Annotated in this window: 10 protein-coding genes; 3 read left to right on the top strand and 7 right to left on the bottom strand. The window is 41.9% G+C overall.

Features of this window, described 5'->3' with window-relative positions:
* Positions 1-9: 9 nt before the first annotated feature.
* The 7 genes from KSX81_RS27200 to KSX81_RS27170 form a co-directional block, all read right to left on the bottom strand.
* Complete coding sequence (locus tag KSX81_RS27200; protein WP_004297414.1) at positions 10-2,061, bottom strand: putative porin; 2,052 nt, start codon at positions 2,059-2,061, stop codon at positions 10-12.
* Between the two features lie 120 nt (positions 2,062-2,181).
* Positions 2,182-2,724, bottom strand: coding sequence for a 2-oxoacid:acceptor oxidoreductase family protein (locus tag KSX81_RS27195; RefSeq protein ID WP_004297415.1), 543 nt, complete (start codon positions 2,722-2,724; stop codon positions 2,182-2,184).
* A 20-nt stretch (positions 2,725-2,744) separates the two neighbouring features.
* Positions 2,745-3,509 carry a thiamine pyrophosphate-dependent enzyme gene (locus KSX81_RS27190; protein ID WP_004297416.1) on the bottom strand — a complete coding sequence of 255 codons (765 nt, stop codon included), beginning with the start codon at positions 3,507-3,509 and terminating at the stop codon, positions 2,745-2,747.
* A 12-nt stretch (positions 3,510-3,521) separates the two neighbouring features.
* Entirely contained in the window at positions 3,522-3,695 is a 174-nt protein-coding gene (locus KSX81_RS27185; RefSeq protein WP_004297417.1) for a hypothetical protein, read from the bottom strand.
* Positions 3,696-3,702: 7 nt separating this feature from the next.
* Positions 3,703-4,785, bottom strand: a complete 1,083-nt coding sequence (locus KSX81_RS27180) for a 3-methyl-2-oxobutanoate dehydrogenase subunit VorB (protein ID WP_004297418.1) — start codon at positions 4,783-4,785, stop codon at positions 3,703-3,705.
* 11 nt (positions 4,786-4,796) lie between these two features.
* Entirely contained in the window at positions 4,797-5,024 is a 228-nt protein-coding gene (locus KSX81_RS27175; RefSeq protein ID WP_004297419.1) for a ferredoxin family protein, read from the bottom strand.
* 54 nt (positions 5,025-5,078) lie between these two features.
* The gene (locus KSX81_RS27170; RefSeq protein WP_004297420.1) at positions 5,079-5,360 is read right to left on the bottom strand and encodes a tetratricopeptide repeat protein; all 282 of its coding nucleotides are present in this window, start codon (positions 5,358-5,360) and stop codon (positions 5,079-5,081) included.
* 256 nt (positions 5,361-5,616) lie between these two features.
* Between KSX81_RS27170 and KSX81_RS27165 the strand changes: the two genes are divergently transcribed.
* From KSX81_RS27165 to KSX81_RS27155, 3 genes are all read left to right on the top strand, one after another.
* Entirely contained in the window at positions 5,617-6,165 is a 549-nt protein-coding gene (locus tag KSX81_RS27165) for an RNA polymerase sigma-70 factor (protein ID WP_004297421.1), read from the top strand.
* A 127-nt stretch (positions 6,166-6,292) separates the two neighbouring features.
* Positions 6,293-7,270 (top strand): FecR family protein, encoded by a 978-nt coding sequence (locus KSX81_RS27160; RefSeq protein ID WP_004297423.1) that lies wholly within the window; start codon positions 6,293-6,295, stop codon positions 7,268-7,270.
* Between the two features lie 158 nt (positions 7,271-7,428).
* Positions 7,429-10,755: a TonB-dependent receptor gene (locus tag KSX81_RS27155; protein WP_004297424.1), complete on the top strand. Its 3,327-nt coding sequence runs from the start codon at positions 7,429-7,431 to the stop codon at positions 10,753-10,755.
* Positions 10,756-10,766: the final 11 nt, after the last annotated feature.

Genomic DNA, 10,766 nt, shown 5'->3' with positions numbered 1-10,766 from the left:
TAGTTTTTGTTAATCATAGAAATTCCATGAAAGACCGAATTTCAGCACACGTGGGTTGATGGGGTAGTGAGGAGACAGAAAGTAATTCGGACTGCTCATGCCCTGGTTCACGTGATACATCATTACATAGAAACGTGTACGCTTTAAATGTAAGTTTGCATATACATTCACAATCGGATAACCTCCTATCTGTACCTGATCGTCTGTCGGTTGCAGGTGGAAATTCTGAATGGCCGGCATATAGGCAGGTGCATTGTATTTGCTGAAATAACGCACGTCGGCTCCCAATTGCACACTAAGTACTTTCTTCGCCAGTTTGAACTGCATATAGAAGTTATGATATAGCGAGAGATCAGGTAAAGGAAGTACAATCTGGTCACTGGATTTCTGCCAGGTCACCTCATTGTCCAGATGGAAGATTCCTAGCTTGAAGTCCTGATTAAGGCTAGCAGATAATACCTGTATACTTCCGCTGTTCTGTTCCGGTTTTGCTTCCTGGTTGAAGTAAGTATAGTTCTTGATATTTTCAACTCCTGCTTTCAGACGTGTTCTCCAACGTGCAATGCTCAATTCCCCTTCAATACGGGTACGGAATTCCTTGTCCATATCGTCGTCCCACATGAAATGCTTGGAATGATAATGGCGCATATAGAAAGGAGCAAGTTTATTGCTGACTTCACCACGGGCTATAAGACTGACGGTGTCTTTCCACAACGGGAAGTTCAGGTCAATATCTCCTTTTACATTGAATTGTCCGATTGCTTTTCCTGCCAATCCCACTTCACCGATAGCGTGGTAATGAAGCACATTCCCTTCACGTTTGGATAATTCGCCTCCAACAAATATTTCATTTTCGTTGTATTTATCAGGCAACGGATTTCCTTCCATATTCATCAGTGTATACTTGCTGATTTTATAGGAAGCAAATGCAGTCAATCCGGCTTTGGCATATTTATTGAATCCCTCAAGTAACGCAATACCTATGGTGTTTTTGATTCCGACGTAGGTGGTACTGTCTCTGACATTAGGATTATCCGTATCAAAGTAAGTATTCTGATAATAATTTTTTTCACGCATGTCGTCATTAGAATTAAAGCTATGCCGTGCCCGTTCCACTTGGATGGTGTGTATAAAACTGGTAACGGGGACAAACTCCTGTTTGACGGGAGTGGTGTCATTTTCAGCCTGTGGTATGTCACGACTGAATCCGAGATTATATCGTTGGGTCAGGAAGACATAAAAGTCATGGTTGCGGTTGGTCGTTGCACTTAGTACGGTAGGAATATTGGTTGATTCATATTCTCTTTGACCTTGCGCCATTTCTTCCGGTGCAGTGATATAGCGGTCGTCCTCAATACCTCCGTTTTCATTTGTTTTCAGGTAATTATTGCTGTATATAGCCTGCATCTGATATTTGTCGCCGATATAGCTACCGAAAACTGCTGCATTAAAGTACGCCGTATTCTGATTATTGTAATATCCTCGTCCGTATAGGTAGTCTACATTAAATCCGAAAGCCAGTTTCTTGTTTACATTGACAGAGAAGTAAGATTTGAAACGCTCTTCCCCATTCACTTTATTACCGGCTTTGTGATACGTCAGATTCGTATAAGGTACGTTACTGTTAGTGAAATTAAATTCCGTAGGACGAATGAAGAAACTGGAGAAAGGCTCCATGAAAATAGTCGGCTCTGGGTCACGGCGGTCAAAGAAGATGCGTGACATACGGGGAGAACCCATATTGGCCAGATAATTATAATGTCCGGTAAGTCCTTCAGTCAGGTTTGAATTCTGGAAATGATGAAAGGCTGTATCTGCCGGGATGATAGTCCGGTCGCCCAACTGGTTCTTGATACGCCACATATACAACTTTGGAGGCAAGCCCTGTACTTCGACATTTGCACTATCCAATCTGTCCGGAATCATGGCAGGGTCTACCTGATTTCCGTATTGGTCGTATCCGTTTTCGTCTACTCTCTGGCGACCATTATCGAACTGTGCGTGAACAGTCGTCAAACCTATAACGGAAAGTAATATATATAATAGTAAGATTCGTCTCATAATTGGAGGCAAAGATACTTACTTTAATTGAGAATTGAGAATTGAGAATTGAAAAATATGTTGCATCCTTTACTTGGCGAGCAATTATTTCTTAATTCTCAATTCTCAATTTTTAATTTATTAAACCTCACGGATTAACTCCATCCCTTTCTTGATAGCTTCCTCGTTCATAGGAATCAAGTGATGGTGACGTTCCGGCAGGGTTTTCTTAAGTCCTTTGATAACATTCTCCAACGTTACGATGGGGCGAAGCTTCAATAATCCGCCAAGTACGATCATGTTGAATGCTTTGGCATTATTCATTTCGTTGGCTGCATCCATTGCGTCGATACGATATACCTTAATATCCTTACGGGTAGGAGGGTTGATAATTCCGTAACCGTCATAAATCAGGATACCGCCGGGTTTCACTTTGCTTTCAAACTTTTCGAGTGAAGGCTGATTCAGAATGATGGCAGCGTCGTATTTACTAAGAATCGGTGAGGATATTTTGTCATCACTTACAATAACTGTAACGTTGGCTGTTCCACCTCGTTGTTCGGGGCCATAAGCGGGCATCCAGGTCACTTCTTTGCCTTCCATCAAACCGGAATATGCCAGAATCTTACCCATAGACAATACGCCTTGTCCACCGAATCCTGCTATAATTATTTCTTCTTTCATTGTTCTGTTGACTTTTAGCGTTATTCTTTATCTTTTAAATCACCCAGTGGATAGAATGGGAACATGTGTTCTTCCATCCATTTGTTCGCCTTCTCCGGAGTCATCTTCCAGCCTGAACTACAAGTGGAAACGATTTCTACCAAATTGGAACCTTTACCGTTCATGGAGTTCTCAAAAGCCTTGCGGATTGCCTTCTTAGCCTTGCGGATAGCCGGTACGGATTGTACGGACTGACGGGTTACGTAAGCAGTTCCTTCCAGTTGGGCTGCGATTTCAGTAATCTTCAATGGGTAACCGTGAAGTTCAACGTCACGTCCGTAAGGACAAGTCGAACTCTTCATGCCTACTAGTGTAGTCGGAGCCATCTGGCCGCCTGTCATACCATAGATCGCATTATTGATAAAGATAATCGTGATATTCTCACCACGGTTCAAAGCGTGGATTGTTTCGGCTGTACCGATACAAGCCAAGTCACCGTCGCCCTGATAAGTGAAAACAAGGCGGTCCGGCCACAGGCGTTTCACAGCAGTCGCCACAGCAGGAGCACGTCCGTGTGCTGCTTCCTGCCAGTCAATATCGAGATAGTTGTAGGCAAACACTGCACATCCCACCGGAGAGATTCCCACAGTTTTATCTTCCATACCCATTTCCTCAATGACTTCGGCAATGAGTTTGTGTACCACACCGTGACTGCAACCCGGGCAGTAGTGCATGGCGTTATCGTTCATCAGAGTCGGTTTTTTGTAAACCAGATTCTCGGGTTTGATTATTTCTTCTTTAGTCATAACTTCATCTCCTTATCTGTTGGTGAACCGTATAAAAAACTCCATCAGCTTGACAAAGATTGCCGCGCCGCATACGTAGATAAACATTTTGAAATCATCTTTTGCTACAAAGTAGGTGATGATGGCTGCAACAGCCAATATCATAAATAGGATGTTCAGTACGTTTCTTATTTTATCGGGATTCATTGTTTCGTTATTTGATTATTTTTTCTTTCAAGGCAGTTACAATTTCATCCGGATCGGGAACGATGCCACCTAGACGTCCGAAATGTTCTACCTTTACTTTACCGTTAACAGCGAGACGGACATCTTCAATCATCTGTCCGGCATTTAGTTCCGTAACGAGCATACCTTTTACTTTATCAGCGTATGCAGCAATCGCTTTGGTTGGGAACGGCCACAGTGTAATCGGGCGAAGGATACCTACTTTAATTCCTTTTTCACGGGCTAGTTCCATTGCTTTCTGGCCAATGCGTGCCATTGAACCGAAAGCGATAATCAAATACTCTGCATCTTCGCAGTTGATCTCTTCGAAGCGTACTTCATTTTCTTCAATTTCACGATATTTAGCTTGAAAACGGAGGTTGTTGATTTCCATGGCTTCCGGTTTCAATTCGAGGGAAGTGATAATATTCGGTTTGCGGTCTTTTGCTTTTCCGGTAGCAGCCCATGGACATTGTTCAATTACTTCTGCTTCCGTGCGGCGTGGCTTTTGTGCAGGAAGAACAACCTTTTCCATCATCTGACCGATCACACCGTCGGCAAGGATAATAGCCGGATTACGGTATTTGAAGGCCAGTTCGAATCCTAATGCTACGAAATCCGCCATTTCTTGTACGGATGCCGGAGCGAGGGCAATCAGTTTGTAGTCTCCATGACCACCACCTTTTACTGTCTGGAAGTAGTCAGCCTGGCTGGGTTGGATAGTTCCCAATCCGGGACCGCCACGCATTACATTCACAATCAGACAAGGAAGTTCGGCACCGGCCAAATAAGAGATTCCCTCTTGTTTCAAGCTCACGCCCGGACTTGAAGAGGAGGTCATTACCTTCTTTCCGCTACCTGCACCTCCATATACCATATTGATAGCTGCCACTTCACTTTCCGCCTGGAGTACTACCATGCCGGTTGTTTCCCACGGTTTCAGTTCGGCAAGCGTTTCCAACACTTCCGATTGGGGAGTAATAGGATAACCGAAGTAACCGTCGGCACCGCAACGGATAGCTGCGTGGGCGATGGCTTCGTTTCCTTTCATTAATACAACTTCTTCTGCCATATTCTTTTCTTTTATTCTACTTTTACTTTATACACTGAAATACATCCGTCCGGACAAACCGTTGCACACGAGCTGCATCCGTTACAGGTATCTTCCTTCACTTGCCAGGCATAGTTATAGCCTTTCATGTTTACCTCTTTATTGAGGGCGATTACATCGAGCGGACACGCCACTACACACAGGTTGCATCCTTTGCAACGCTCCGTGTCGACTACGATTGCTCCTTTGATTTTTGCCATAATCTTTATTTTATTACGTTATCTTTGAGTACGGTTATTGATTATACATCTCTTTTATTGATTGAACATATCCTTGTGGTAGAAGTTGAGGATATCTATTACCATCTTCCTGGCCTGAACGGCAGGACTGTCCGGATTGATCTCGATGGCATACTGGTAGTTGTCCAGTGCCTGCTTCCAATCTCCTTTCTTTCGGTAGGCATTTCCCCGTAAATAGTAAAGAGTATCTTTCTCTTTTTCGACAGAACTGTCCTGGAGAAGCTGGTCCAATTGCTTAATCGCTGTGTCCACATCCCCCTGATTGATAAGCTCTTTTAGGTTGTCTATTTGCTCCATTTCTTTTCGTCTTTCGGGATTCTGAAACGCAAAGATAGTTTTTATTTATGTAAACAGGGCAAATGAGGACGGAAATTTGCAACGTTTTGAGTTTATTGCATATTCTATGAATATATAGTCAGGGGAAAAGAAAAACGATTCTCATCTTTTTTTGTTTATAACAAGAATATATCTATTTTTGTCGCCAACAATAAGATGAATCCTATTTTCTCTGATAATGGATTATTAATAGACTTTGGCCTTGTAGAATACTAAAATGAAAGATGAACATGTGAATGATATAAATAATTATCAGAAACTGTATATGCAATATGCACCTATGTTGTTGCGTTTTGCCGGAAAGTTTATTTCTCCTTTCTTTGCGGAAGATATTGTCCATGATGTATTTCTTAAAATATGGGACAAACAAGTGTTTCTGTTATCAGAATCAGAGGTTAAAAATATATTGTTTGTTGCTGTCCGAAATGCTTGTATAGATCATTTGCGTCGTATTAGTTTGGAACAGGAATTTGCCGATAAGCGTGCTATCCAGCTCAAATTAGATGAGTTGAGTTTTTATGACGGTGCTGATGAATTGTTTATGAGGAAAGACTTAATGGCACATGTGATGGCAAAAATAAATGAACTGCCCGAAAAGAGACGTGAAATCTTCCTGTTATCTTATATGGAAGGGCTTAAAGCGGCGGAAATTGCCGAGAGATTAAACTTATCCACCCGGACAGTGGAAAACCAATTATACAGAACCTTACTTTTCTTACGGAAAGAGCTTCAGACTGCTTTCGTTTATTTATTCATGTTCGTTTAGTGCTGATTTATTTCTATTCCTCACAGTCTCGGAAAATAAAATTCAAAAAAAATAAAGAAGTCGGTGAGTAATTCCTGCTGATTGCTCGTTACATATATAAAAACAGGAAAATAGTATCTATTTATATATGGAAAGCATGACTTCAGATTTAATAATAGGATTTTTGAAAGGCTCGTTGAATGAGAAAGAGATCAATCAGTTTTATGATTGGGTGAATGAAACGCCTGAAAATAAACAGATCTTTTTTGAGGCAAAGATGGTCTATGACGCTTGCTTGTCTAAAGGAAGTAATATTGATATGGATAAGAGCTGGCAGCGGTTACTGGAAAAGAAACAGAAACAGGCGCCGAGGAAAATATACACTCTCTTCCGAAAAGTTCAGGCTTATGCAGCGGTGGCGGTGATAGCTGTTGCTTTTACTTCCGTTCTCTTTTGGTGGTTGGGTGATACTTCTTCCGTACCTGTTGCCCGATATGTTGGTGGCGATGGAATCGTAGCCGATAAAGTTGTTTTGCCCGACGGCACAGAAATCAGCATGGGTAGTCAGACTAATTTCCGCTATGATCCGCAATATGGAAAAGATAAGCGTGTTGTTTATCTGGAAGGAGAAGCCTTCTTTAATGTAGCCAAGCAGAAAGACAAGCCTTTTATCGTAGTTGTGAACGGGCAGGAAATAGAAGCTTTAGGGACGAAATTTAATGTTGACGCTTATCCGTCTGATTCCGTGGTAACCACCACATTATTGGAAGGTTCCATTCGTTTGGTTAGTGAGAGGGTCAGTTCTTCAACCGTTTTAACTCCGAATCAACAATATATATATCACAAAAACAAAGGTACTTATAAAGTGGCTCAAGTAGATGCGGCTCTTTACACCTCATGGATTTCCGGTTATTACTATTTCCATGAAGAGAATTTAGAGGGTATATTAGCCCGATTGGGAAATATATACGGTGTCAGTTTCCGGATACAGTCTGATAAGTTGAAAGAACGCCGATTTACCGGAACTTTCTATCGGGGGCAAAGCATCAAAGACATTTTGGACATAATTAATATTTCAATCCCTATTCGATACAGTATTAATAATCGGCAAGTGACAATTAATTGAGCCGTATAATCTAATAAAACATTATTATGAACAGTAGTTAGCCTTAAAAAAAGAGAAGAAGATTTTGGCGAATCCTCTTCTCTCCGAGAGATGCATGCATCTCCTAAATTAAACTTCCTTCGAACGGAATAGTATTTAATCTTAAAACTTACAAATGTATGAATAAACAGCCTATTGTCTATGGGTTTGCCCTAAAAAGAAGCATAAAAAATACAAAAATAACCTTTGCTGTTTTGTTGTTATTTATTCTGCAGGGCATAGTTGGTAACGTGTATGCGCAGGAAAAGAAAATATCGATATCAGTAAAAAATGAGAAACTCGAGACTGTGTTACGAATGGTAGAAAAGCAGACCAACTATTTGTTTTTCTATGATTCGGACGAAATCAACAAGCAACAACGAATCACAATTAATCAAACGAACAGTTCCTTGAAAGATGTCCTGGATGCGGTTGCTAGTAAGACCAACTTGTCATATACCATTAAAGGACGTCATATCATTTTGGCTAAAAAGCCTAACGTCTCTTCTGCAAACAAAGACGGACGCGCAAGCGGTTCGGAGAAGAAGATAACAGGTATCGTGAAAGATGAAGCAGACCTTCCTGTGGTGGGTGCTAATGTGATTGTTCCCCAAACAAAAAAGGGAGTGATAACGGATATGAACGGTAATTTTTCTTTGGAAGTAGTAGCAGGCGATGAAGTTGAAATCTCTTATCTTGGTTACACGACACAAAAAATAAAAATATCCGCTCAAAGCTTTCTGAATGTTGTATTGCGTGAAGATGCGAAGTCATTGAACGAAGTAGTGGTGGTAGGTTACGGCTCTGTGAAGAAGTCCGACCTGACTGGTTCTGTCGCTTCTGTCTCCAATACAACTCTGCTTAGAGGTGGAAAAACGAACTCTGCAGGTGCGTTGCAAGGAGAGTTGTCCGGTGTGACCATCACACGTTCGAATAACAAACCGGGTGGAGGGTATGATATAAAGATTCGTGGTATCAACTCTATCACTGCCTCTTCGTCTCCTTTGATTGTCATTGACGGAGTTCCCGGCGGTAATCTGGATTTTGTCAATCCGGACGATATTGAAAAGATTGACGTCCTGAAGGATGCTTCGGCAACAGCTATTTATGGTTCCAGTGGTGCAAACGGTGTAATCATTGTAACGACCAAAAGAGGACAGACTGGTAAGCCGAAAATTTCCTATAACGGTTATGTTGGTGTGAGATCTTATACAAACTTGCCCGACATGATGTCCGGTGACGAATATGTGCAGTTGGCAAGAGAGGCTACCCGTGGCGGATCGCCCAACTATATTTATAAGAGAGACGAGCAAATTTTTACCGACCCGTCCGAATTGCAGGCAGTGAAAGAAGGTAAGTATTTCGATTGGTTGGATGCTGTGTCCAGTCCTGCCTTTATGACAAACCATAGCTTGTCGGCGATTGGTGGCACGGAAGCTGTGAAATACGGTTTCTCTGGCGGCTATTATTTCGAAGATGGTATGATTCAGCCGCAAGAATATACACGCTACAACTTGCGTTCGGTAATAGATATCACTATTAATAAGCATGTTTCTTTCGGAGGAAGTATGTATGCGGTTCACAGTATTCGTGAAAAAGGTAACTGGGACTTGTTGCGTGATGTGTTCCGTATGCGTCCTACTCAACATCCCAATAGCCTGGTGACAGGTGAGGAGATATGGAAATATTCCGGCAATAATCTTTTCAATCCGTTGGTTACTTCCAAAAATCAGCGCTCGCAAGTGAAGAGCCTCAACCTGCAAAGCAATATTTATCTTAAAATAACACCTATTGAAAATTTAGAGCTTACTTCTTCATTTTCTCCCTACTTTACACAGACTTCCATGGGGGATTATATCGGAGTGTGGACAAAGGCACAGCAGGGAACTGCCAAAGGTGCTAAGGCGAATGCGACAAAAGATAATTCATTGAGTTGGATTTGGGATAACATTGTAAACTATACTTGGAAGAAGTCCGTTCATTCTATTACTGCGACCGGAGTGTTCTCCGCTCAAAAATATCAGTACGACAGATTGTATGGTGCAAGCAAAGATTTGTCTTTCAATTCACTTTGGTATAACCTGAATGGGGGAGCTATCGAGAGCTTGAGCTCCAATTTCAGCCAGTGGACGATGATGTCTTATGTAGGTAGAATCAACTATGGGCTGATGGATAGATATTTGCTTACGGCTAGCTTACGTTATGATGGTTCTTCACGTTTGTCCGAAGGAAATAAATGGGCGCTTTTCCCTTCCGCAGCTATTGCGTGGAGAATCACTGAAGAAGACTTTGCCAAGAATCTGGATTGGTTGTCTAACCTGAAACTGCGTTTCAGTTATGGTCAGGCGGGTAATACCAACTCTGTGTCCCCTTATGCATCCGAAGGTACCATTTCGGGGTCTGTATATTATCCGTTCGGAACGTCTACTTCCGTGGGAAATCTTCCTGCCAACATTGCCAATCCGATGCTGACTTGGGAGCGTACTTCAGAATATAACGTAGGTCTTGATTTCGGTTTCTTAAACCAACGAATTTCGGGTAACATTGAGTACTACAATCGTACTACCAATGACCTGTTGATGAAACGTAATATTCCTGTTCATTTGGGTTATTCGTCGGTTACTTCGAATGTAGGTTCCGTAAGAAACAGCGGATTTGAGTTGCAGTTGAATACCGCGAATATCATGACCAAGAACTTTGCCTGGAATACGACCATCAACCTGGCTTACAACAAAAACGAAATCGTAAGTCTGGCTGACGAAGAAGATCTTAGCAATTATTCCATTCATCTGCAAGGCATGAGAGGACGCTATTCTGACAAGCGTTTTATTGGTAAACCGGTAGATACGAACTGGACTCAAAATACAATTGGCGTATGGCAGTTGGGAGAAGAAGAAGAGGCTGCAAAATATGGTTGTGTACCGGGAAACTTCAAGATTAAAGACTATAACAATGACGGCAAGCTGACGGACGATGACTATATCATTGACGGCAAGAGAACACCGGACTGGACAGGAGGTATGACAAATATGTTCAAAATCTATGATTTCGACTTTTCATTCCACATGTATTTCCAGGCGGGAGCCACACAGTACGACCGTTTCTTTGAGAACTTCGCATTAGAATGGAACAGCCAGAACTTCAACAATCTGCGGACTAATTATTGGACGCCGGAGAATCCTTCGAATACCATGGGACGTCCCTCACAAATGGGTTCCAGAGGTAATATCGCCTATGAAAGAACAGACTTCCTGAAAGTTTCCTATATCACGTTGGGATATACTTTAAACAAGAGACTGATGTCAAAATGGGGACTGGATAACGCCCGCATCTATGTGACTGTACAGAATCCTTTCATTCTTACGAAGTTCAGAGGTCTTGATCCCGAACAGCCTGATCTTACTAACATTGGAGATACGGACGGTATGACTATGAATGCTTTACTTGGTGTTAATATTTCATTTTAAAAAAACAGATC

The sequence above is a fragment of the Bacteroides sp. MSK.18.37 genome (assembly GCF_019129155.2).
Classification (GTDB): domain Bacteria; phylum Bacteroidota; class Bacteroidia; order Bacteroidales; family Bacteroidaceae; genus Bacteroides; species Bacteroides ovatus.
The sequence above is the reverse complement of the archived record's forward strand: the minus strand, read 5'-3'. Positions and strand labels throughout refer to the sequence as shown.